Raw genomic sequence first — 22,236 nt, 5'->3', positions numbered from 1 at the left:
ATGCAAATAAACCCGACTCAATTAAAGCAATTAATCGAAGCCAGTTTATTTGTATTAGCCAAGCCGATGACCATTAAAGCGTTGAAAGAAACCGTACTGGCTGATTTCAACGTGTCACGGGTTAAAATTAAAGTCGCTGTAGATGAATTACAGCAAGAATACCAAGAGCGCGGTGTTCAACTGGTGCAAGTGGCCGGCGGATATCGTTTTCAAACTCAAGAAATACTCAGTCCTTTTTTACAGCCACTCTGGCAAGAAAAAGCGCCAAAGTATTCTCGTGCAACCATGGAAACCTTAGCCGTGATTGCCTATCGACAACCCGTTACCCGGGGCGATATTGAACAAATAAGAGGTGTGGCGATCAGCAGTCACATCATTAAAAGTTTAGCTGATAGACATTGGATAAAAGTGGTCGGACATAAAGAGGTGCCGGGTAGACCTGCACTGTATGCAACCACCATCAATTTTTTATCTTATTTTGGCTTAAAAAAGTTAGCTGATTTACCTGAGCTAAATGATATTGAGTCACTTCAAGCGATGTTTGAAAAAGCCCAACAGGCACCACAAAATGTGGAACAAACCTCGCAAGAGCAAGTCTCGTAAGAGCAAACTAAAGAGTAATACTAATGAGCGAAAAGTTGCAGAAAGTCTTGGCCCGTGCAGGCCATGGCTCCCGTCGTGAGATGGAGGCATGGATTGCTGCAGGCCGAGTTAGTATTGATGGTGAAATTGCAAATCTTGGTGACCGTGTTGAGGCTAGTGCCAAAATACGTATCGATGGACGCGCGATTGCATTAAAGTCAGTAGACGAAGTTATTTGTCGTGTGTTGGCGTACCACAAACCTGAAGGTGAAATTTGTTCGCGCAAAGACCCTGAAGGCCGCCCAACGGTTTTTGAACGTTTACCTAACATGCGTGACTCACGCTGGGTTGCCGTTGGACGTTTAGATATTAACACCTCAGGTTTATTGTTATTTACTTCAGATGGCGAGTTAGCTAACCGCTTAATGCATCCATCGAACGAAGTTGAGCGTGAATATGCAGTGCGTACCTTTGGTGAAGTACCAGAGGCTGCTGTGCAGCGTTTACGTACCGGTGTGACACTAGAAGATGGCCCAGCCATGTTCGATAGCGTTAAACCTGCCGGTGGTGAAGGCATAAACCAGTGGTGGCATGTGACATTACGTGAAGGTCGTAACCGTGAGGTGCGTCGTTTATGGGAATCACAAGAGATACAAGTAAGCCGCCTTATCCGTATTCGCTATGGCATGATTGAATTACCTAAATCACTGCCGCGTGGCGGGTGGTTAGAACTTTCATTAGACCAAGTGAACTATTTGCGTCAACTGGCGAGTTTAGATGTTGAAACCCGTTCACTTATCGGACACGATAAACACAGTGTTTCACGCTCGAAAGTGAAAAGTGCTAAAATTCGTCGTGCGGTACGTAAAACGAAAGTGGTCACAGGTAAAGCTAAGCCGACTCGTCAACGTAGCTAATTAAGCTGTGAGTTTGTTTAGTATTAAAAGAAGGTCGCGTTAGCGGCCTTTTTTTATAGTGGTAGGTGTTATTATCATCACTGCGTTGCCATGCTTAGTTCGAGTGACCGATAACACCAATGTCCTAATAAAGCATAGGTATTAGACTTGCTGTTTAATTTCTAGCGGTTAATGGGTAAAAACACTTCAGTTTGTTGTTTTTTAAGTCACTTGAATCGTTTGATTAAAATTAATAGTTGCGTGATTTCAAAAAAACAGTAAAGTGTGCAGCAAGTTCAGCGGCGCAACCTAAGTTGTTAAGTTGACAATAGATTCTACGAGTTGAAATTAAATTCGTCACAGTTTGCCCGAGTGGTGGAATCGGTAGACACAAGGGATTTAAAATCCCTCGCTGAATAAGCGTGCCAGTTCAAGTCTGGCCTCGGGTACCATTATTAGACTCACTTTGATATTTATATCGAGATTGAGTGATGGATAAAAAAGCCTCGACACTGCGTCGGGGCTTTTTTATGTCTGCATTTTTTAAATGAGTTTTCAATTCGTTACCACACTAGAATGAATTCACAGCTATTAGCCAGCCATTATCACATACAAAAATGCTACCCGTTAAGATAGCATTTTTGTGAGCGAACCATGATGGGTCTAACTCAGTCTGTTAGCATAGTCTGTTAACATCAGTTTGATAGCTAATGACACTTACCTGAATCACAACTTGTTTTAGTGCCGCAGCCGCCAAATTTTCCCTGTGACATTGGTGCATCAAACCATTCAGGTTCAGGGAAAATTGGCCAGTCTATTTTAGTGACTCTTTTTCCATGCATATTAATATGCGCCTGATATTGATTCATCCCATCAGTGCTGAATTCAAACATAAACTTAGCTCGCCAGCATAAGCCAGTTTGCCCGCCTAAACTTGGGCGTGCAGATTCCATAGCAATTGCAAGTAGCTGCACTTTTTGTTTGCCACAAGCCTGCTCAGCGAAAACGCGGCTTAATTCAGCCATATTGCGTAACTGCCAGAAGAAAGCAGCGGTGACAATCAGTGCCGCCATTATTAAAAAATCAGACATCATAGGCTTGTTGCCTTAAATAAACCGCCAATGGCGAGGGAGAGTTGTTCGCTGCGATCTGGATTACGCAAATCTGTTAGTAAAGCATTACGCAAGCTTGGTATGGCAACAATATCAGCAAAAACTTGATTAAAAAAGCTTTGTGGCTGTTTTGCCAGCGCTTCTAAAAAGAATTTGCGGGTGGTGTCATCTTTCAATGCTAACCAATTACGCGCTGCTATTGTGATTAGCATAGTTTCATCAAGTTGATCTTGAGCATTTAATCTATGTATTGCCTGTTGACTGAGTTTTGTATTTGATGCCAACGCTTTTAAAAATAGCCCCTTATATTCTACTGGAGACTGATCCAATAATGTTACCAATACGTCAGCTAAGGGCTGTTCAATCGGCAGGTGTTCAAAGCAGCTACATAATGCCGCTTGTACTTCTACAGGGGCCTGCGGCAAAATGTTAATAATATCCTGTTGGTGGTCAAATGATGACATTCTCACGCACACATCTGCCAAGCCTTGCATACCAATTTGCTGCCATTGTTGTGGCGGCATGTGCCCCGCAAGATACTGGGCTGCAATTTCATATTGATTTGAGGCTTGCTCACCCAGTTGTTTTTTGACTAAGGCATTAAAAATAGCCAATTTATGTTGATTCGGCTTAAAGCTGAATGGGTGGTTTGCCAATTGTTGCTGCTGTTCATCCGTTAGGTCTTGCGTCGGATCTCGGCCTAACGCCTCTAAAATCATCTTTATAAATTGTTGTCTTGGCGCGGGGGAGAGTAATCCCTGTTCATCAAGGGCAAGTTTGATAAACCAAATGTATGGTTGTTGGCTTTGCTGCCAAAAAACTATCGCAAACTGCGCATGGCCTTGAATGGGATAAGGGTAGGGGGCAACCAATGACTCAATTTGATGAAATGCCATCATATCGATATTTTGTACTCTTCTGCCTAAATCATAAACCTGGAATTGAGTGTTAGCTGTGGCAAGAAATTGGCTAAGGGTGGTGATTTCTGTCATGGGGACTCGCTATACAAAACGTGGCAATATGTGGGTATTAATGGTGGCTAATGTTATCATATTCAACCTTTGCCATTGTATTTGAGCCATTATATATGCTTTATGAAGCGAGTCTGACTTTTTTAGTAAAATTAGAGCAGCAACTCAAGTTGTTAGGTCTATGGTCATTAACGCCTCCTTCCACTATAGCGCTGGCAAGTACGGCTCCATTTGCATGCGATACCTTAGCATTTGAGCAATGGTTACAATTTATTTTTATTCCTAAAATGCAGCAATTAATCAACACGCAAAGCTCGTTACCTAGCCAAATGGCGATTGCGCCAATGGCGCAACAGGTGTGGCAAGCGCTACCTGACAGACAAGAGATAATTGCACTATTGGATCAATTTGACCAACTGTTAACTAATCAATATTAGTGCAGGCTGGTGACAATAAGCGACCTAATGACTATGAGCGACTCCAATTTATATGACCTTTTAATGGCTGATATTGAGCCAGAACAAGAGGGTGATCAGACGTTAAATGCTGATGAAGAGCAACAAAGCCCCCCAGAATTAGCAGTTTTATTTGAAGATGAACACATTGTCGCTATTCACAAACCCGCAGGCTTGTTAGTGCATCGTAGCTACTTGGCGCGTAAAGAACGTTTTTTTGCTATGCAACTTACCCGGGATCTCGTTGGCTGCCATGTTTTTCCGGTACATCGTTTAGACCGACCCACATCTGGCGTGTTGTTATTTGCCAAAAGCAGTGAATGTGCACGTAATTTATGTGAGCAATTTGAAAATCATACCGTGACTAAACGCTATTTGGCTTTAGTGCGCGGTAATATGCATGATGGCGGTGAGCTCGACTATGCTTTAAGAGTTGAACTTGATGATGTTGCTGACAAATTTGCAGCTGCGGATAAACCCGCTCAAGATGCTGTGACCTTTTATCAGCCGCTACTTAATAGTGAAATCCCATTTAGTTCAGGTCGTTATCCAACCAGTCGTTTCGGATTAGTCAAGCTCACACCTAAAACAGGCCGAAAGCATCAATTGCGTCGCCATATGGCCCATTTACGTCATCCTATTATTGGTGATACCACCCATGGCGATGGTAAACAAAATAAATTCGGGCGTGAGCATTTTGGCGTCAACCGTTTATGGCTTATTGCTAAAAGCTTGCAATTTACCCACCCAATAACGGGTGAGCCAATGCACATAGAGACTGAGCTAGAACAAGAGTGGTTAGATCTTTTCTGTTTACTGGGGTGGAACGATTTAGATACTGAAGCCAGTATGCTTATTTAAATTCACCAATAAAACCCACTTGCTACAAAGCAAATTTATACAGTATGTTAGTTATAATCTAATTGATTTTTAAATCATGGCACAGGAAGGATAAAGTAGTGGCAAATGTTAATCTTGTTTTTGGTACTGTTTATGGCAGTGCGCAATTTACCGCTGAAACATTAGCAAAAAAAATTACTGAGATGGGTTTTACAACCACCTTAAAGCAACCAGATGAGCTAGCAGGATTTATACCTGCTGAATCTGATTATCTTATTATTGTTTGCTCAACCACAGGCCAAGGTGATTTACCGGAAGATATTCAACCTTGGTTTACACAAATGAAATCTGCCGCGCCCTATTTACCTAAATTGAAATACAGCATTGTTGGTCTAGGTGATTCAAGTTATGACACCTTTTGCGGCGCAGCAAAACAGTTTGATGAGCTATTAAATGAGCTTGGCGCACAGGCATTAACCCCCAGATTGGAAATAGATGCCACAGAAACCATGGAACCTGAGTTAGATGCAGTTGAATGGCTAACAACTTGGCAAGCCGCAGCTAATGCAGACATGTTATAGGTAAATTTTCTAAACACGTCATTACCCAGCAATGGTTTAAGTTCGCACAGCGATTAAGCCAGGCTTTATTGATCCCGATTGCTATATTACCAGCCGCTGGGGTTATGCTGGGTATCACGGCTAATCCCTTACCCTTCATTCCTGAAGCCGTTAATTTAATCTTTTCTTCCGTCGGTCACCTAATTTTTACTATGATGCCACTGCTTTTTGCTGTCGCGATAGCAATTGGATTTTGTAAAGATCAGGGGCTTGCCGCTTTTTCTGCCGTTTTCGGGTTTGGTGTGTTTATCTCAACCATGGGCGCACTGAGTTCACTTTATCAATTACCATCAAGGCCAATGTGGGGTATCGAAACCATAGATACTGGTATAGCGGGAGGCATGTTAGTAGGTGCTATAACCTATATCGCGGTTAAGATGAGTGAAAAGTTAACCCTACCTGCTATCTTCTCATTTTTTGAAGGTCGGCGAAGCGCACCCTTAATTATTTTGCCTTTAGCTATGATACTGGCAAGCGTGCTTGCTTTTATTTGGCCTCCCTTATCGTCAAATATAGAACTGCTATCTAATTGGGCAGTTTATCAAGACCCTTCGGTTGCATTTGGATTATATGGTTTTGTTGAGCGTTTACTGATCCCATTAGGACTACACCACATATGGAATGCGCCATTTTACTTAGAGTTTGGTCATTTTTGGCATGATGGACAACTGGTACGTGGTGAGGTCGGTCGATATTTAGCTGGTGATCCCATGGCGGGTAATCTTGCTGGAGGCTATTTAATTAAAATGTGGGGCTTACCTGCTGCGGCATTCGCCATATGGCGTTGTGCGGACAAAACTGAACGAAATCGAGTGGCGGGTATTATGTTATCTGCAGGTATGGCAAGTTGGCTGACCGGTGTTACCGAGCCCATTGAGTTTGCTTTTATGTTTGTCGCCCCTTTGCTTTTTTTGGTACATGCGGTGTTAACGGGTATGGCCTACAGTATTTGTATACTGCTCGATGTTCACCACAGCATTGTATTTTCCCATGGATTAGTGGATTTTAGTTTATTGTTTCCCCAATCCAGTAATAGTTTCTGGTTTATGATACTAGGTCCATTAACGGCCGTTGTTTATTACAGTTTGTTTCGTATTAGTATTATAGGCTTTAACTTGAAAACCCCAGGAAGGCTGACTCCTTCTAGCGCTTTACCCCAACAAAAAGAAAGTTTAAGGGGGATGGTGGCAGGTTTAGGCGGGCGAGATAATATTATTGAGCTGTCAGCATGTTTAACGCGATTAAGAGTTAGCGTAATTGATTCAGCTTTAATTGATAAAGCACGTTTAGTCCGTTTAGGAGCAAAAGGGGTCGTGGTGGTTGGTAAAGGCGTGCAAGTGGTCTATGGCACAAAAGCAGAAACCCTCAGAAAACTTTTACAAAAATACATAGACTCCCGTCGATAAGCTTCATTTTTGATAATAATCCATCACTTTTTATGCTTAATGTTTAGTTTAGACTTTTTTTAGTGAAAATTTATTCAATTTCAGTATAAAAGTTACCAAATCATGGCAGTTTAATGGCAGACTCGAGTAAAGACATTTTTAGTAGAGATTTAGCTATGGCATTATCAGAAACGACTTCGAACGACCACATTGCGCAATCGACAGTAACCAGAAAAATCCTCATTATTGACTGTGCAGACGCTCAAGGGCTAATTGCAAAAATAACCGGCGTGTGTTTTGCCCATCATCTGAATGTGATTAAAAATACTGAGTTTGTTGATCATGCTCAGGGGCGATTTTTTATGCGCACAGTATTAGATGGCAAGATTAATGATGCTGAATTTATCAGTGCATTAAAAGCCGTATTACCCGCTAAAAACCATTTAAAACTAGTCGATGCGGGTAAAAAACGAATCGTGGTAATGGTAACAAAAGAGGCACATTGTTTAGGTGATTTATTAATGAAGTCATACTACGGTGGTTTAGATGTCGAAATTGCAGCCGTGGTAGGGAATTATGATGTGTTGCAAAACTTAACTGAAAAATTTGATATTCCTTTCCATTATGTAAGTCATGAAGGGTTAAATCGCGAAGAACATGAGCAGGCGATGCTGGAGAAAATTAAGCCCTACGAAGCGGATTATCTTGTCTTAGCTAAATATATGCGGGTGTTAACACCTGAATTTGTGACACAATTTCCAGACAGAATTATTAATATTCACCATTCATTTTTACCCGCATTTATAGGTGCTTCACCCTACAAACAAGCTTGGGATCGTGGTGTTAAAATTATTGGTGCGACAGCCCATTTTGTTAATAACTGCTTAGATGAGGGGCCTATCATTAAGCAAGATGTCATTTCTGTTGATCACAGCTACAGTGCAGAAGAGCTCGCTCATCAAGGTAGAGATGTGGAGAAAAGTGTACTCAGTAAAGCTCTGCAATTAGTCCTGAACGAACAAGTGGTAGTTTATGGTAATAAAACAGTCGTATTTTAACAGTTAATATTTTACTCAAATATCAAGCCTACAATAAAATGTAGGCTTTTTTATAGGGCTAAATAACTGTTTTATTATAAATTATTAGCCAAAAATAATTTATAGGCTAAGATAAGTAGAGGGTATAAATAGACAAGGATTGTACAGAATGCGTCAAAAGAACGACTTTTTTTTGAAACACGCTGAGCTACCCAAAGGGCTCGAATTGTCATGGGCTATGTTCAATCATCGCTTAGAGATAGTAAAATTAAGTGAAGCTTTATATTCACAAGTTAAGAAACCCATCGCCTCTATCTTAAAACAGCCCATGTCAGCCGCGTTTCCAACCCTAGAGTTAACCTTGATTGATTTAACTAATCGAACCACAAAACAGCTGTTGCACTTTATTGATGAACGAGGCCATGCACAACAGGCTATTATATTGCCAATTGACGACAGTGCTGACCACTGGTGCATGGTGTTAACCCAATTAGATTTAGATGAAAAATGGCTAATGGAACTCCACCCTGATTACAATTTAGCCATTCAGTCGAGCGATGATTGGTTACAACAAATTGAGGCTGTTATTACAGCCAAATCCGATGTGGTATTCAAAACGGCACTGCAACAAGGTCTTGCACTTACCCATAGTCAAGTGGGCTATTTACACATTTATGATGAAAAGCATAATAAAATTGTTCGCACAGCGTGGACCGATAAAGTGAAGCAGTTTTTTGCCATTCCAGATAATCAGCAATATCTCGCAGATTCAGGACTTTGGGCTGAAACGATTAAAACCAAGCAAGCGACAATTGATAATGAGCCCCAAGATAATTCAGTGAGAATGCAAAAAGATGGCTATTTTGCATTCAAGAATCACCTCTGTGTGCCTATTCGATATCGTAAAAAAGTGGTTGGTATTATTGGTGTGGGTAATAGGGACAAATCTTATACTCATGTAGATGCTAAGTCGCTCAGTATTTACGCCACTATTCTTTGGCACTGTGTCGAGTTGCCTCGCACTATTAATGCAATGTCTAAACAGTCAGTCATTATCAAAGATCAAAAAGAGAAAATGACTCACATTCTAGTGCAGCTTGTTGGTGCGATTTCAGAAGCCTTAGAGCTAAAAGATGCTTATACCGCAGGCCATCAAAAATCAGTCGCGCAGCTAAGTTATTTAATGGGTGAAAAAATGGGCTTACCTGCTGATCAACTAGAGGGATTAAAGTTAGGGGCATTAATTCATGATATTGGAAAGCTTGCCATACCAAGTCAAATTCTAGCTAAACCTTCCAGATTGACGGCAATTGAGTATGAGTTAGTTAAGCAGCATCCGGTGCAAGGAGCGTTAATTGTTGATGAAGTCGAATTCCCCTGGCCCATTAAACAGATGATTTTACAACACCATGAGCGCCTAGATGGTTCAGGTTATCCTTATGGCTTAAAAGAGAAAGATATTATTCTTGAAGCCAAAATTATCGCTGTTGCGGATGTTGCTGACTCTATTTTAAGCCATCGACCTTATCGACCGTCTATGGGAATGGCAGCGTTAAATGATGTATTAATGGAAGGCCGAGGCAAGATATTTGATGCCCATGTGGTTGATGCTTGTTTAGATATTCTGGCTATTCACGATCTTAAAACAGCCGATTATGTTGGCAGTTTATCATTGGATCCAGCGGTTATCATTGAGGAGTATCATACACTTGAGCATACACAAAACATGTTAAATAAGGCGAAAATGAATGTCGCTGTGGTTTTGTCAGAAAAAGTCGTTCACCCATAGGTGTTATCGATAAAAAGACGTTAGCTTTTTGGCATAGCCCCTTTTTAGATACTGCAGCAGAACGATTGGTTGACCGTAGTTTGCTCAATAAACGTGCTCACCAGGTAATGGAGCATAAAATTAATATTATTGCTGCTAACACGATTTTAAAAGACGCCAAAATTTTAATGGAAAAAAACAATACTGATTATCTAGTGGTACAAAATATTGATAATCAAGTTATCGGCATTGTGACATGGAAAATTTTAGCCAATGCATTGATGAATGAGCTGGATGAAGAGCGTTCGATGCAAAGTTAAATGTTAAGAAACAGATGCATTTGATTTTAAAGAATTAAAAAAGGCTCCTAAGAGCCTTTTTTGTTAACCAGAATAGAACATGCTAGTTGATGTTCTAAATTAATCAACAATACGTAATAACTCGTTAATACCGACTTTTCCACGGGTTTTAGCATCTACTTTTTTGACAATAATTGCGGCGTATAGGCTGTAAGTGCCGCATTTTGACGGTAGGGTACCAGAAACGACTACAGAGCCAGCAGGGACTCGACCATAATGCACTTCACCGGTCTCGCGATCAAAAATACGTGTGCTTTGACCAATATAAACACCCATTGAAATTACACTGCCTTCTTCAACAATAACACCTTCAACGATTTCACTGCGGGCACCGATAAAGCAGTTATCTTCAATAATAGTTGGTCCTGCTTGTAATGGCTCTAATACACCACCAATGCCAACACCACCTGATAAATGAACATTCTTACCAATTTGTGCACATGAGCCAACTGTTGCCCAGGTGTCAACCATAGTACCTTCATCAACATAGGCACCCAAGTTAACGTATGATGGCATTAATACGGTATTTTTACCGATAAATGAGCCTTTACGGACCGTTGCTGGCGGGACAACGCGGATAGCTTCAGCTTTAAAACGTGCTTCATCATAGTCAGCAAACTTTTGTGGCACTTTATCAAAATATTTAGTGTCACCACCTTCGATAACACCATTGTCAAAAATACGGAATGATAATAATACTGCTTTTTTTAACCACTGATGAACATGCCATTCGCCATCGATTTTTTCAGCCACACGTGCTTGACCTTTATCAAGCATGTTTATCACTGTCTCTACGTCAGCACGTACACTTGGCTCTACCGTGCTAGGGGTGATAGTTTGACGTGCTTCAAATGCCGCCTCTATTCGTTGGCGTAATGCCTCCATGGAACTCTCCCAATATCATATTAGTTAACTAGATTGATTCAACGCTACATGTAGCGCATAAGATAAATGTTGTTGTTGCGCTTCATTTAGCGCCTGGCCATCTTGTGTTTGTAAGATGAAAAAATCTTCAGCCCGTTCGCCAATGGTGGTGATCTTGGCTGCTAATAAAGTCACTTCACAGCGGTAAAGAATATCACCCACTTTTGCTAATAACCCTGGCGAATCAAGCGCTATTAGTTCCATCATACTGGTATCTTGACGAATACTCGGTAAGAAACTGACCTGCGTAGGCACATTAAAGGGCTTCATTATTCGCGCAAGTTTTCTAAATTTAGGTAATTTAGGGTTTTCATTTGCAAGGGCTTTTTCAAGCGCCTTTCTGATACTCTGTATGCGTGACAGCTGTACAATAGGCTCGCCATCTTGTTCTAAAATAACGAAAGTGTCTAGTGCAAAATTATCAATTGACGTCATGATATTTGCATCATGTACGTTGATGTTTTTATTGTCCAAAACAGTCATTACGGTGGCGAATAGTTTGGGCCTATCTTTGCTGTAAACAAATAATTCAGTGCCACCACGGGTGGTGTGTTTTGACATTAATACCAAGGGTTCATCTTGGTTATGTTTAATAATAGCTTCGGTATGCCATGCGACTTGATTAGGTTGGTGACGTAAAAAATACTCAGGCTTAAATCGGCTCCATAATGCCTGCATATCTTTATCTTTTAGGCCACGACGAAACAGTTCTTTTTGCGCTTTAGCCTGAACTTCGTCAACTCTAGCTTGTTCATCTACTGGCTTTTCTTTACCTCTTGCCAGTACTCGCTGGGTCGAGAAGTATAAATCCCGTAGCAGAGAGCCTTTCCAATTATTCCAGGTTTTTTCATTGGTTGCGCAAATGTCGGCGACAGTTAAACAATACAAATAACTTAAGTGCGCGGCATCGTGCACTTTATCGGCAAAGGCTGCCACTACATCGGGGTCTGAAATATCCCGTCTTTGAGCGGTTATAGACATCACTAAATGATTTTCCACAAGCCAGGCAACTAAACGGCCGTCATGATCATTTAAGCCGTGCAGTTTACAAAAATCGAGCGCATCTTGGGCTCCGAGTTTACTGTGATCGCCGCCGCGGCCTTTCGCTATGTCATGAAAAATAGCACCTAATACGAGTAAGCCTTTTTTGGGCAACTGGTTAATCAGTACCGCGCCAAGTGGAAACTCATCTTTTTGCTCGGCTTGTGAGAAGCGCTCAATGTTCAGTAATAATCTATGGGTATGCTCATCTACAGTGTAGGCATGGAATAGGTCAAACTGCATTTGTCCTTCAATGCTTCTCCAGGCTGGCAGATATGACGATAAAATACCGTGTTTATGCATCATCGAAAACGCAATAATACCGCGAGGGTGTTTTAATATTTCCATAAACACTTTGCGACACGCTGCATTATCTTGCAGTGGACCCGTTAAGCTGCGGCGAGCTTTTCTCAATAAGCGTAATGTAGGGGCATAAATATTTTCAATATTAGAATTTCTAATAGAATGCAAAAATAAACGCAAAATTTCTTCTGGATATTGGTTAAACAATTCATCGTTCAATACTTCAATGTAATGACCGCGACGTTGGTAATTATCATTAATTTTTTGAATTTCAAGCGCTTTAATATGCCCCAGTGTTGCTCGTTTGAATAGTTGCAACAGCATTTGATTCAACTCCATTATTCGCCTTACTGTGCGATAATAGCGTTTCATCATTTGTTCTACAGCTAGCTGAGTCGCATCTTGATAACCCAACAGGCTCGCGACTTGTCGTTGCAAGTCGAATAATAAGCGGTTTTCATTACGATTAGCACTAATGTGCAAAGCAAAGCGAATTTCCCATAAATAATTTTGGCACTCTATAAGCTCTTCCAGCTCTGATGGCTCAAGAAAATCGTGCTCAACTAACTCGGTTAAGTTGGCCGCATCAAAATGTCGCATAGCCACCCAGGCGATGGTTTGAATATCTCGAAGCCCGCCTGGGCAAGTCTTAATATTAGGTTCGAGGTCAAAGGCACTCGCTCTTGAATGACGAAGAGTTTGCTCTTCTTTTTTGGCATTATAAAAATCAGCTGAAGGCCAAAAGTCATCCTGGCGAATGCGTTGATATAACACATCAAATAATTGCGTGTTACCGCACAAAAAGCGCGCTTCAATTAAGTTGGTGGCGATGGTAATGTCAGCTTTGCCTTGCTCAATGGTGTGCGCAACGGTTCTGACACTGTGACCAATTTCAAGCCCTGCATCCCAAAGGTAGGTGATCAGTTCGCTGAGTTTAGCCTGGGTGTTTTGGCATATTTCATCTTGTTCAACTAAAAACAATAAATCGACATCAGAATAGGGCAGTAGCTCACCCCGTCCATACCCACCTACTGCAATTAACGTCATCGAATATTGGTCTAATTGACAATCAACCCAAGCATTTTGGAGCAAGTTATCTATAAATGCGCTGCGTTGGCTAACAATGTCTGCGATAGGATGTTTCGCTTTATATTGCTCAACTAAGCGCTGGTTGAGTTCAAGTAAAGTATTTTTAGCTGCCAGCGCGGTATTCATTGATATCCTTGACTGATTAAGAGTTAAAAGTTAATGATTCTCGGAAAATCTTCTTCGTCGCGTAAGGTAAGCACTTCAACACCGGTTTCGGTGACGAGTAGCGTATGCTCCCATTGAGCCGAATTTTTACCATCTGAGGTAGTCACAGTCCAGTTGTCATTTTTATCTAATATCGATGTGTGACGACCAGCGTTAATCATAGGTTCGATAGTGAAACACATACCGGGTTTAATCACGGTTTTGTCATTATTTTTATAATGGACAACTTGCGGCTCTTCGTGGAAGCCTGAACCAATACCATGACCACAATAATCTTGCACGATAGAATACTTATCAAGTCCTGATTTGCTTGCCTTGATGAATTTTTCGATGGTTGTACCAATTTCACCTAATTTTGCACCTGGACGCACTTGACGGATTGCAAGGTAGAGACTTTCTTGTGCAATACGGCACAAGCGTTTGTCTTTAGGGCTCACTTCGCCAATTAAAAACATTTTTGAGGTATCGCCATGATAACCGTCTTTTATCACTGTAATATCAATGTTTAATATATCACCGTTTTTTAATACGTAATCAGAAGGGATGCCATGACAAATAGTATTATTGACTGAAGTGCAAATCGACTTAGGAAAACCATGATAATTAAGCGGCGCTGAAATAGCACCTTGTTCTTCAGTATATTGAGCACAAATTGCATTTAACTGATCAGTTGTCGCGCCCACAACAACGTGTGGCACTATCATTTCCAGAACTTGGGCTGCGAGTTTACCCGCTGCGCGCATTTTTTCAATTTCGTCGGCATTCTTAATCACAATACTCATGAATCTTCTCTTGGTTTTTAACGTTCAAAAAAGGCACGTTTTTAGTAATCAATTACACGCAAAAATTTGTATTTGATAGCTGTTTATGGTATAAAGCGCGCCGTTATGTGTAAGTTCTTGTTTGCTGTTTGTGGAACTTTATAGAAAAAGTCTCTACTTTTGAGTAGCTGAAATTTTCTATTTTCAACAAACTGTCAAAATTTGCGGCTATTATACATGGCAATTAACTTAAATACTAAATCACACACGTATCGGCACATTTTTCGGGGTGCTCTTAAAGCCATAATAGGTTGCTAAGGGTCGAGAAATGGGATGCGTGGAGGTCTAACCCCTTTATTACATTAAGGTAAATAAAATGACTACAGTTACAATGCGCGAAATGCTTCAGGCTGGTGTTCACTTCGGTCACCAAACACGTTACTGGAACCCAAAGATGAAGCCTTTCATCTTCGGTGCTCGCAACGGTGTACACATCATCAACCTTGAGCACACTGTGCCAATGTTCAATGAAGCTTTAGCTTTCATTAGCAATGTTGCTTCTAAAAAAGGTAAAGTTTTATTCGTAGGTACTAAGCGCGCTGCTGGCGAAGCTATCAAAGAATCTGCAATTTCTTGTGACCAGTATTATGTTGATCACCGCTGGTTAGGCGGTATGTTAACAAACTGGAAAACTGTTCGTCAGTCAATCAAGCGTCTTAAAGAGCTAGAAAGCCAGTCTGTAGACGGTACTTTCGACAAGCTAACTAAGAAAGAAGCGTTAATGCGCTCACGCGAGTTAGACAAGTTAGAAAAATCTTTAGGCGGAATCAAAAACATGGGCGGCTTACCTGACGTATTATTCGTTATCGGTGCTGACCATGAGCATATCGCTATTAAAGAAGCAAACAACCTAGGTATCCCAGTTGTTGCAGTTGTTGATACTAACTCTGCACCAGATGGCGTTAACTATATCGTTCCTGGTAACGATGATGCGATGCGTGCAATTCGTTTGTACACTTCATCTGTTGCTGCAGCCGCTAACTCAGGCCGTGGTCAAGATATCGCTGTTCAAGCTGAACAAGACGGTTTCGTAGAAGCTGTTTAATAAGGCGAGATGGTTAACCATCCCCCTTATTTGCCAATAAAAAATTGGTGAGCAGGGGCCTAATGGCCCCTGTTTTATAATGTAAAATTAGACCAACTAAATTAGAGGATTTAACAATGGCGATTACTGCTGCCCAAGTTAAAGAACTTCGTGACCGCACTGGCGCTGGCATGATGGACTGTAAGAATGCACTGACTGAAACTGACGGTGACATCGAGCTAGCGATTGATAACATGCGTAAAAGTGGCGCTGCTAAAGCTGCTAAAAAAGCGGGTAACATCGCTGCTGACGGTGCAATTCTAATTAAGAATGGCGAAGGTTTCGCTGCGCTATTAGAAGTTAACTGTCAAACTGACTTCGTTGCAAAAGACTCAAACTTCCTAGGATTTGCTAACGCAGTACTAGATGTTGCTGCTGCATCAAAAGTGACCATCGAAGACTTAAAAGCACAGTTTGAAGAAACACGTGTTGCACTAGTGACTAAAATTGGTGAAAACATCAACATTCGTCGCGTTGAGTACATCGATGGTGCTAACTTAGCTTCTTACCGTCACGGCGACCGTATCGGTGTTGTGGTTACTGGTGAAGCTGATGAAGAAACATTAAAGCATATCGCAATGCACGTTGCTGCTTCTAAGCCTGAATTCGTTAACCCTGAAGATGTACCTGCAGAACTTGTTGAAAGAGAGCAAGCTCTACAAGTAGAAATCGCCATGAACGAAGGCAAGCCACAAGAAATCGCTGAGAAGATGGTTGTTGGTCGTATGAAGAAGTTTACTGGTGAGATCTCTCTTACTGGTCAAGCTTACATCATGGAACCAAAGAAAACTGTTGGCGAAGTTCTTAAAGAGAAAAAAGCGACAGTAACTAACTTCATTCGTTTAGAAGTTGGTGAAGGTATTGAAAAGAAACAAGAAGATTTTGCTGCTGAAGTAGCTGCACAAATCGCTGCCACTAAAAAGGCGTAATCGCTTTTTCTTTAAAAGACCCTAAGACCGCAGCAATCGCTGCGGTCTTGTTATGATCAGGATCAAAATTATGAGCACCAATCCAAAACCTGCATTTAGACGTATTCTGCTTAAATTAAGCGGTGAAGCATTAATGGGCGAAGAAGGCTTCGGCATCGACCCTAAAGTACTTGATCGTATGGCTCAAGAAGTAAAAGAGCTGGTTGAGTTAGGTATTCAAGTTGGTGTGGTTATTGGTGGTGGTAATCTATTCCGGGGTGAAGGTCTTGCGCAAGCAGGCATGAACCGTGTAGTGGGTGATCACATGGGAATGTTAGCAACAGTCATGAATGGTTTAGCGATGCGTGATGCGCTTCACCGTGCTTATGTCAATGCGCGTCTCATGTCAGCCATTCCGTTAAAGGGTGTTTGTGATGATTACAACTGGGCTGAGGCGATTAGTTTACTTAAGTCTGGCCGAGTAGTGATTTTCGCCGCGGGTACAGGTAACCCATTTTGTACTACCGATTCTGCTGCCTGCTTACGCGGTATTGAAATTGAAGCAGAAGTGGTCTTAAAAGGGACCAAAGTTGACGGTGTTTACTCTGCGGACCCAATGAAAAACCCTGAAGCGGTTAAGTATGATTCGCTCACTTATGCTGAAGTGTTAGAGTCCGAATTTAAGATAATGGACCTTGCAGCATTTACAATGGCACGTGATCACGATATACCTATTTTAGTGTTTAACATGAACAAGCCTGGCGCACTTCGACGCGTGATTATGGGCGAAGGTGAAGGCACTATTATTAGTAGTCAAAAAAATAGTAGCCCAAAATAACTTCATTATTGCATTAAATAGAGTGCAATCCTTATTTGAGCTGATCTAATGTCTGTGTCATTCTTTATCTATCAGCTCAAAAAATATTTGTGAAAAAAGGAAATTATTGTGATTGAAACAATTATGTTAGATGCGCAAGAGCGCATGGGAAAATGTGTTGATGCAAGTAAAAATCAAATGGCTAAAGTGCGAACTGGTCGTGCACATCCTAGCCTTTTAGATTCTATTCAAGTTTCTTACTACGGTTCGATGACCCCTCTTAAGCAAGTGGCGAACATTGGTATTGAAGACTCTCGTACGCTTAACGTGACAGTGTTTGACCAAACATTAGTTCAAGCAGTAGAGAAAGCCATCATGTCTTCTGATCTGGGTTTAAACCCTATGACAGCAGGTACATCAATGCGTATACCGCTTCCTGCGCTAACTGAAGAGCGTCGTAAAGACTTTATCAAAGTGGTACGCAACGAAGCTGAAAATGGTCGTATTGCTATTCGTAACGTTCGTCGTGATGCAATTACAGAAGTGAAAAAACTTGAAAAAGCCAAAGACTGCACTGAAGACGATGTGCGTCGCAGTGAAGACAGTGTGCAAAAGTACACCGATACTGCTATCAAGCAGGTTGACCAACTTTTAGCCGCGAAAGAAAAAGAGCTAATGGAAGTTTAAACTTCAGCGTTCAACGCTAGAGTTAATACGCCGTGTAAGTGTATACTACACGGCGTTTGTTTTTTATAGGGTTGTTGTTAATGTCATCTACAAATGATTATGGATCCGGTATTGCTTCGCCTTCTGACTTAACTTCATCAGAATGTTTACCTGGACAATTATCTGACATCGTTAGGCAGTCTTTGCCTAAGCACGTTGCTATTATCATGGATGGTAATGGCCGCTGGGCACAAAACAAAGGCATGCCAAGAGTGGTGGGTCATAAAGCCGGCGTTAAAGCGGTAAGACGTATTGTAAGCGCTGCGAGTCAATTAGGCATAGAATCACTCACTTTATTTGCCTTTTCGAGTGAAAATTGGCGTAGACCCGATAAAGAAGTCAGTTTGTTGATGGAACTTTTTTTTAGCGTATTACAACGTGAAATTAAACGTCTGGATAAAAACCAAGTTCGACTTAATATTATTGGCGACATCAGTCGATTCTCTGCTAGATTACAAACTCAAATTGGACAAGCTCAAGACAAAACTAAACACAACAAAGGTCTTGTTTTAAATGTTGCTGCAAACTATGGCGGGCGCTGGGATATCATGCAGGCAGCTCAAAAGTTAGCCGAAAAAGTCGAAAGTGGCGAAATCAGCAGCAGTCAGATGACCGAAGAGGCATTAAATCAACATTTGTGCATGCAAAATCAAAGCGAAGTTGATTTAATGATAAGAACGGGCGGTGATTACCGCATCAGTAATTTTATTTTATGGCAGGCCGCCTATGCTGAACTCGTGTTCACTGAAACACTGTGGCCTGATTTTGATGAGAAAGCTTTTCATCATGCACTGGCAATGTTTGCCAGCCGCCAGCGTCGTTTTGGTCTGACCGGAAGTCAAATCGAAGAGATACGCACGCTATAATTTTTAAAAGGATTATTTTTTTGCTAAAACAACGAATAATAACAGCACTTTGTTTAATCCCACTAGTATTAGCCGGTATTTTCTGGGTACCTACGGTTTATTTTGCGTGGTGTTTAGTTCCCATCTTTGCGATTGCTGCAAAAGAATGGGGCCGATTTATTGATAAGGAGTGTAATGTTACCCAGTGGTCATTTACCGTCACTGTTACCATTTTACTGGTCGTCATTAATGTAATGTTTCCTGCCGACAGTCTTTGGTTTAAAGGTCATATTAATCCAATGTTTTTAGCGATTATCAGTATTGGTGTTGTCTGGTGGGTATTCAGCACTATCTTGGTGGTTAGTTTTCCTAAAAGTGCTAAATTTTGGCGCGATAGCCACATGTTTAAATCCATGTTTGGCCAATTGACGTTGATCCCTTGCTTCGTTTCCTTAATCGCTCTCAAGTCATTAAGCAGTCATGCTGAGCCTTATTTTGGTGGTTGGTTAGTGTTTATTGTCATGCTAGTTGTGTGGGCAACCGATACCGGCGCTTATTTCGCTGGGCGCACTTTAGGTAAACATAAGTTGATGCCAAGTGTCAGTCCAGCAAAAACCTTAGAGGGTTTGGCCGGTGGATTATTAACCACTATGTTAATCGTTGCTGCTGTGATGTATGTTTCTCCTGAACAAGAGGTCGGACTGTTAGTTGTGGTGACCCTTATTACCGCATTAGCCTCTGCATTTGGTGATTTATCAGAAAGTATGTTTAAACGTGTGGCAGAAATTAAAGATTCAGGCAGTATCTTGCCTGGTCACGGTGGTATTTTGGATAGAATTGATAGCCTAACTGCTGCATTGCCTGTATTCACGCTCATTTACATTGCGATGTGGATGTAATTTTGATGCAAAATATGGTTATCCTTGGCGCAACGGGCTCTATTGGCGCAAGTACCTTAAGTGTAATAGCAACAAATCCTGACAAGTTTTGTGTTTACGCCTTAGTTGCCAATTCTAGTGTTGAGAAAATGCATGCTTTATGTGTGACTCATCAACCTGTTTATGCTCACATGGTTAATCAGCAGGCCGCTCTAAAACTCAAAACATCTTTACCTGCTTGGTGCAAAACCATTGTCACCACATCAGAGCAAGATTTGATTGGATTGGTGACCAGCCAAGAAGTGCATACTGTGATGGCTGCGATTGTCGGCGCAGCTGGGCTTGTATCAACCTTTGCAGCAGTAAAAGCGGGCAAACGGGTGCTACTAGCGAATAAAGAAGCGCTAGTCATGTCTGGTGAACTCTTTATGCACACCGCAAAGACATCAGGGGCGACAATACTACCCGTAGACAGCGAACATAATGCTATTTTTCAGTGTATGCCTGAAGCTGTGCAAGCTAATTTAGGTTATTGCGATATTGCTGCAGAAGGGATTTCACATATTTTATTAACAGGCTCAGGCGGTCCGTTTTTAACTGCAGATTTAGCATCATTCCCGCACATGAGCCCAGAGCAAGCTTGTAACCACCCTAATTGGTCAATGGGACGAAAAATCTCCGTTGATTCAGCTTCAATGATGAACAAAGGGTTAGAGTATATCGAAGCGCGCTGGCTGTTTAACACTCGTCCAGAACAGTTAAAAGTAGTTATTCATCCCCAAAGCGTTATTCATTCAATGGTGCAATATAAAGATGGTTCCGTTATCGCGCAGATGGGTAATCCTGATATGCGAACGCCGATTGCTCATTGTATGAGCTATCCGCAAAGAATTTCGGCTGGAGTTGAACCTTTAGATTTTTTCAAAGTCGGACAGTTAAGTTTCTTTGAAGCTGATTTTAATCGTTTCCCTTGTTTAAAGTTAGCGATTGATGCATGTAAACAAGGCCAAGAGTCGACAACAGTGTTAAACGCCGCTAATGAAATTGCGGTTGAAGCTTTTTTACAAGGTAGAATTAAATTTACAGATATCGCAATAATAAATGAACAGTGCCTTGTTTCAGTCAGTCCCGCGGCATTGAATTCAATTGAAGATATTATTCGCCTCGACGGCGAAGCAAGAACACAAGCGATGTTAGCGATAAAAACCTTGGCGTAATCAGGAGCAAGATGTTCGATTTTTTTTGGAATTTAGGTTCGTTTATTGTCGCTTTAGGCATTTTAATTACCGTTCATGAATATGGCCACTTTTGGCTTGCACGTAAGTGTGGCGTGAAAGTTGAAAAATTCTCTATTGGTTTTGGTAAAGCTATTTGGCGTAAAGTCGGTAAAGATGGCACCGAGTATGTGGTGGCAATGATCCCATTAGGTGGATATGTCAAAATGCTCGATGAACGGGTTGATACTGTGCCAGAGGAAATGCTTGACCAAACATTTAACCGTAAAAATGTATGGCAACGCATTGCGATTGTGGCAGCCGGTCCTATGGCTAATTTTATTTTTGCAATAATTGCACTTTATGGCATGTACTTAATCGGTGTGCCGTCAGTTAAACCCGTCATTGATAGCACTAAAGTAAATTCTCCTGCTGCGATTATTCAACTGTCAGAACCGCAACAAATAATTGCCGTTTCTGGGCAAAAGGTGCGCAATTGGGAAGAAGTGAACTTAGCTTTGGTGGGCCACATAGGTAATAAGCAAGTCGATATTACGCTTGCACCATTATCTCGATTGGAAGGGGGCGAGGTCGCTGGAACTACTTACGAATTAGATATTAGTCAATGGCAATTTGATCCAGAGAAAGAGTCACCTATAACCGCTATAGGATTAGGTATATTTAGACCTGGTATTGAGCCCGTTATAGCGGCCATAAGTGATGGCAGCGCAGCACAAATTTCTGGTTTAATGCTTGGCGATCGTATATTAAGTATTAATCAACAAGATTACAAAGATTGGAATGCGTTTGTTGATGTGATACAAACGTCAGCCAATAAACCAATAGCGATGTTAATTGAGCGGGCAGGTGAGCAGCGTTTAGTTGAAGTTGTTCCTCAAGCTCAAAAAAATGATAGCGGTAACGTCATTGGTATTATAGGCGTTAGTCCTACCGCGGCGCAGTGGCCTGAAAATATGCGCTTTGAGTTACAATATGGCATGATAGATTCCGTCTCCGCCGCAGCTGATAAAACGTGGCAGCTAGTGGTGGTTAGTTTCAAAATGATCGGCAAATTATTTACCGGCGATGTGTCGGTGAAAAACTTAAGTGGTCCCATTTCGATTGCGCAAGGTGCAGGAGCCAGTGCAAATTACGGATTGGTGTACTTTCTTGGGTTTATTGCACTAATTAGCGTTAACTTAGGCATTATTAACTTAATGCCTTTACCTGTGCTAGATGGTGGACACTTGCTGTATTACTTTATTGAAGTGATTACGGGTAGGCCTGTACCTGAAAAGGTACAGGAAATTGGATTCAGGTTCGGCGCAGCTTTGCTGCTAATGTTGATGAGTGTAGCGCTTTTCAACGATTTTGCCCGACTCTGAGCAGGACAGAC

At 41.4% G+C, this 22,236-nt stretch carries 22 protein-coding genes and 1 tRNA gene; 18 read left to right on the top strand and 5 right to left on the bottom strand.

Annotation, left to right across the window (positions count from 1 at the left end; all coding sequences use genetic code 11):
* The 3 genes from scpB to ACRWQL_RS03330 all read left to right on the top strand — a co-directional run bounded on the left by scpB (position 1) and on the right by ACRWQL_RS03330 (position 1,930).
* Positions 1–603: an SMC-Scp complex subunit ScpB gene (scpB, locus tag ACRWQL_RS03340; RefSeq protein WP_434953462.1), complete on the top strand. Its 603-nt coding sequence runs from the start codon at positions 1–3 to the stop codon at positions 601–603.
* A gap of 23 nt (positions 604–626) precedes the next feature.
* Positions 627–1,499, top strand: a complete 873-nt coding sequence (gene rluB, locus ACRWQL_RS03335) for a 23S rRNA pseudouridine(2605) synthase RluB (RefSeq protein WP_226410314.1) — start codon at positions 627–629, stop codon at positions 1,497–1,499.
* A 345-nt stretch (positions 1,500–1,844) separates the two neighbouring features.
* Positions 1,845–1,930, top strand: a tRNA-Leu gene (locus tag ACRWQL_RS03330).
* Positions 1,931–2,185: 255 nt separating this feature from the next.
* On the opposite strand, the gene ACRWQL_RS03325 is transcribed toward ACRWQL_RS03330, so the two are convergent.
* Together ACRWQL_RS03325 and ACRWQL_RS03320 are read right to left on the bottom strand one after the other, a co-directional pair.
* Positions 2,186–2,572 carry a DUF3301 domain-containing protein gene (locus ACRWQL_RS03325; protein ID WP_226410313.1) on the bottom strand — a complete coding sequence of 129 codons (387 nt, stop codon included), beginning with the start codon at positions 2,570–2,572 and terminating at the stop codon, positions 2,186–2,188.
* Positions 2,569–3,582 (bottom strand): DUF3549 family protein, encoded by a 1,014-nt coding sequence (locus ACRWQL_RS03320; RefSeq protein ID WP_434952352.1) that lies wholly within the window; start codon positions 3,580–3,582, stop codon positions 2,569–2,571. The genes ACRWQL_RS03325 and ACRWQL_RS03320 overlap by 4 nt, the downstream gene beginning before the upstream one ends.
* A gap of 95 nt (positions 3,583–3,677) precedes the next feature.
* Here ACRWQL_RS03320 and ACRWQL_RS03315 point away from each other — a divergent pair, with 95 nt between their 5' ends.
* The 7 genes from ACRWQL_RS03315 (at position 3,678) to ACRWQL_RS03285 (ending at position 9,986) form a co-directional block, all read left to right on the top strand.
* The gene (locus ACRWQL_RS03315; protein WP_434953460.1) at positions 3,678–3,998 is read left to right on the top strand and encodes a YqcC family protein; all 321 of its coding nucleotides are present in this window, start codon (positions 3,678–3,680) and stop codon (positions 3,996–3,998) included.
* Between the two features lie 63 nt (positions 3,999–4,061).
* The gene (gene truC / locus ACRWQL_RS03310; protein WP_434928877.1) at positions 4,062–4,877 is read left to right on the top strand and encodes a tRNA pseudouridine(65) synthase TruC; all 816 of its coding nucleotides are present in this window, start codon (positions 4,062–4,064) and stop codon (positions 4,875–4,877) included.
* A 98-nt stretch (positions 4,878–4,975) separates the two neighbouring features.
* Entirely contained in the window at positions 4,976–5,437 is a 462-nt protein-coding gene (locus ACRWQL_RS03305) for a flavodoxin (protein WP_434952350.1), read from the top strand.
* Positions 5,434–6,882 (top strand): PTS transporter subunit EIIC, encoded by a 1,449-nt coding sequence (locus ACRWQL_RS03300; RefSeq protein WP_434953458.1) that lies wholly within the window; start codon positions 5,434–5,436, stop codon positions 6,880–6,882. The genes ACRWQL_RS03305 and ACRWQL_RS03300 overlap by 4 nt, the downstream gene beginning before the upstream one ends.
* Positions 6,883–7,037: 155 nt before the next feature.
* Positions 7,038–7,919, top strand: coding sequence for a formyltetrahydrofolate deformylase (gene purU / locus ACRWQL_RS03295; RefSeq protein WP_434929002.1), 882 nt, complete (start codon positions 7,038–7,040; stop codon positions 7,917–7,919).
* Positions 7,920–8,067: 148 nt separating this feature from the next.
* Positions 8,068–9,687, top strand: a complete 1,620-nt coding sequence (locus ACRWQL_RS03290) for an HD domain-containing phosphohydrolase (RefSeq protein ID WP_434952348.1) — start codon at positions 8,068–8,070, stop codon at positions 9,685–9,687.
* Between the two features lie 65 nt (positions 9,688–9,752).
* A complete protein-coding gene (locus ACRWQL_RS03285) occupies positions 9,753–9,986 on the top strand; it encodes a CBS domain-containing protein (protein WP_434952346.1) in 234 nt (77 codons plus the stop codon).
* Between the two features lie 99 nt (positions 9,987–10,085).
* Here ACRWQL_RS03285 and dapD read toward each other — a convergent pair whose 3' ends face one another.
* From dapD to map, 3 genes are read right to left on the bottom strand one after another with little or no spacing between them, the layout of a single operon-like run.
* Positions 10,086–10,910 (bottom strand): 2,3,4,5-tetrahydropyridine-2,6-dicarboxylate N-succinyltransferase, encoded by an 825-nt coding sequence (gene dapD / locus ACRWQL_RS03280; RefSeq protein ID WP_235085501.1) that lies wholly within the window; start codon positions 10,908–10,910, stop codon positions 10,086–10,088.
* 24 nt (positions 10,911–10,934) lie between these two features.
* Positions 10,935–13,508 (bottom strand): bifunctional uridylyltransferase/uridylyl-removing protein GlnD, encoded by a 2,574-nt coding sequence (gene glnD, locus ACRWQL_RS03275; RefSeq protein WP_434952344.1) that lies wholly within the window; start codon positions 13,506–13,508, stop codon positions 10,935–10,937.
* Between the two features lie 23 nt (positions 13,509–13,531).
* Positions 13,532–14,329, bottom strand: coding sequence for a type I methionyl aminopeptidase (gene map, locus ACRWQL_RS03270; RefSeq protein ID WP_434925822.1), 798 nt, complete (start codon positions 14,327–14,329; stop codon positions 13,532–13,534).
* Between the two features lie 355 nt (positions 14,330–14,684).
* On the opposite strand from map, the gene rpsB reads away from it, so the two are divergent.
* From rpsB to rseP, 8 genes are all read left to right on the top strand, one after another.
* Entirely contained in the window at positions 14,685–15,413 is a 729-nt protein-coding gene (gene rpsB, locus ACRWQL_RS03265; RefSeq protein WP_226410305.1) for a 30S ribosomal protein S2, read from the top strand.
* Between the two features lie 116 nt (positions 15,414–15,529).
* Complete coding sequence (gene tsf / locus ACRWQL_RS03260; protein WP_434925823.1) at positions 15,530–16,381, top strand: translation elongation factor Ts; 852 nt, start codon at positions 15,530–15,532, stop codon at positions 16,379–16,381.
* A gap of 70 nt (positions 16,382–16,451) precedes the next feature.
* Entirely contained in the window at positions 16,452–17,198 is a 747-nt protein-coding gene (pyrH, locus tag ACRWQL_RS03255; RefSeq protein ID WP_434925824.1) for a UMP kinase, read from the top strand.
* A gap of 123 nt (positions 17,199–17,321) precedes the next feature.
* A complete protein-coding gene (gene frr / locus ACRWQL_RS03250) occupies positions 17,322–17,864 on the top strand; it encodes a ribosome recycling factor (RefSeq protein WP_434953457.1) in 543 nt (180 codons plus the stop codon).
* An 80-nt stretch (positions 17,865–17,944) separates the two neighbouring features.
* Complete coding sequence (locus ACRWQL_RS03245) at positions 17,945–18,769, top strand: isoprenyl transferase (RefSeq protein ID WP_434952342.1); 825 nt, start codon at positions 17,945–17,947, stop codon at positions 18,767–18,769.
* Positions 18,770–18,789: 20 nt separating this feature from the next.
* Entirely contained in the window at positions 18,790–19,647 is an 858-nt protein-coding gene (locus ACRWQL_RS03240) for a phosphatidate cytidylyltransferase (protein WP_226410301.1), read from the top strand.
* Between the two features lie 5 nt (positions 19,648–19,652).
* Positions 19,653–20,843: a 1-deoxy-D-xylulose-5-phosphate reductoisomerase gene (gene ispC / locus ACRWQL_RS03235; RefSeq protein ID WP_434952340.1), complete on the top strand. Its 1,191-nt coding sequence runs from the start codon at positions 19,653–19,655 to the stop codon at positions 20,841–20,843.
* 11 nt (positions 20,844–20,854) lie between these two features.
* Positions 20,855–22,225, top strand: a complete 1,371-nt coding sequence (gene rseP, locus ACRWQL_RS03230; protein ID WP_434952338.1) for a sigma E protease regulator RseP — start codon at positions 20,855–20,857, stop codon at positions 22,223–22,225.
* Positions 22,226–22,236: the final 11 nt, after the last annotated feature.

Origin of the sequence: Shewanella sp. HL-SH4, assembly GCF_051164845.1 — a bacterium.
GTDB lineage: Bacteria > Pseudomonadota > Gammaproteobacteria > Enterobacterales > Shewanellaceae > Shewanella > Shewanella glacialimarina.
This window is presented reverse-complemented; position numbering and strand designations above follow the sequence as displayed.

Bases quoted from the DNA above. Each gene is read 5' to 3' on its own strand.
- tsf (WP_434925823.1), top strand. From the start codon at position 15,530: ATGGCGATTACTGCTGCCCAAGTTAAAGAACTTCGTGACCGCACTGGC.
- scpB (WP_434953462.1), top strand. From the start codon at position 1: ATGCAAATAAACCCGACTCAATTAAAGCAATTAATCGAAGCCAGTTTA.
- ACRWQL_RS03325 (WP_226410313.1), bottom strand. From the start codon at position 2,572: ATGATGTCTGATTTTTTAATAATGGCGGCACTGATTGTCACCGCTGCT.
- ACRWQL_RS03245 (WP_434952342.1), top strand. From the start codon at position 17,945: ATGTCATCTACAAATGATTATGGATCCGGTATTGCTTCGCCTTCTGAC.
- rseP (WP_434952338.1), top strand. From the start codon at position 20,855: ATGTTCGATTTTTTTTGGAATTTAGGTTCGTTTATTGTCGCTTTAGGC.
- frr (WP_434953457.1), top strand. From the start codon at position 17,322: ATGTTAGATGCGCAAGAGCGCATGGGAAAATGTGTTGATGCAAGTAAA.
- pyrH (WP_434925824.1), top strand. From the start codon at position 16,452: ATGAGCACCAATCCAAAACCTGCATTTAGACGTATTCTGCTTAAATTA.
- ACRWQL_RS03320 (WP_434952352.1), bottom strand. From the start codon at position 3,582: ATGACAGAAATCACCACCCTTAGCCAATTTCTTGCCACAGCTAACACT.
- purU (WP_434929002.1), top strand. From the start codon at position 7,038: ATGGCATTATCAGAAACGACTTCGAACGACCACATTGCGCAATCGACA.
- rpsB (WP_226410305.1), top strand. From the start codon at position 14,685: ATGACTACAGTTACAATGCGCGAAATGCTTCAGGCTGGTGTTCACTTC.
- ACRWQL_RS03315 (WP_434953460.1), top strand. From the start codon at position 3,678: ATGCTTTATGAAGCGAGTCTGACTTTTTTAGTAAAATTAGAGCAGCAA.
- ispC (WP_434952340.1), top strand. From the start codon at position 19,653: ATGCAAAATATGGTTATCCTTGGCGCAACGGGCTCTATTGGCGCAAGT.
- truC (WP_434928877.1), top strand. From the start codon at position 4,062: ATGGCTGATATTGAGCCAGAACAAGAGGGTGATCAGACGTTAAATGCT.
- map (WP_434925822.1), bottom strand. From the start codon at position 14,329: ATGAGTATTGTGATTAAGAATGCCGACGAAATTGAAAAAATGCGCGCA.
- dapD (WP_235085501.1), bottom strand. From the start codon at position 10,910: ATGGAGGCATTACGCCAACGAATAGAGGCGGCATTTGAAGCACGTCAA.
- glnD (WP_434952344.1), bottom strand. From the start codon at position 13,508: ATGAATACCGCGCTGGCAGCTAAAAATACTTTACTTGAACTCAACCAG.
- ACRWQL_RS03290 (WP_434952348.1), top strand. From the start codon at position 8,068: ATGCGTCAAAAGAACGACTTTTTTTTGAAACACGCTGAGCTACCCAAA.
- rluB (WP_226410314.1), top strand. From the start codon at position 627: ATGAGCGAAAAGTTGCAGAAAGTCTTGGCCCGTGCAGGCCATGGCTCC.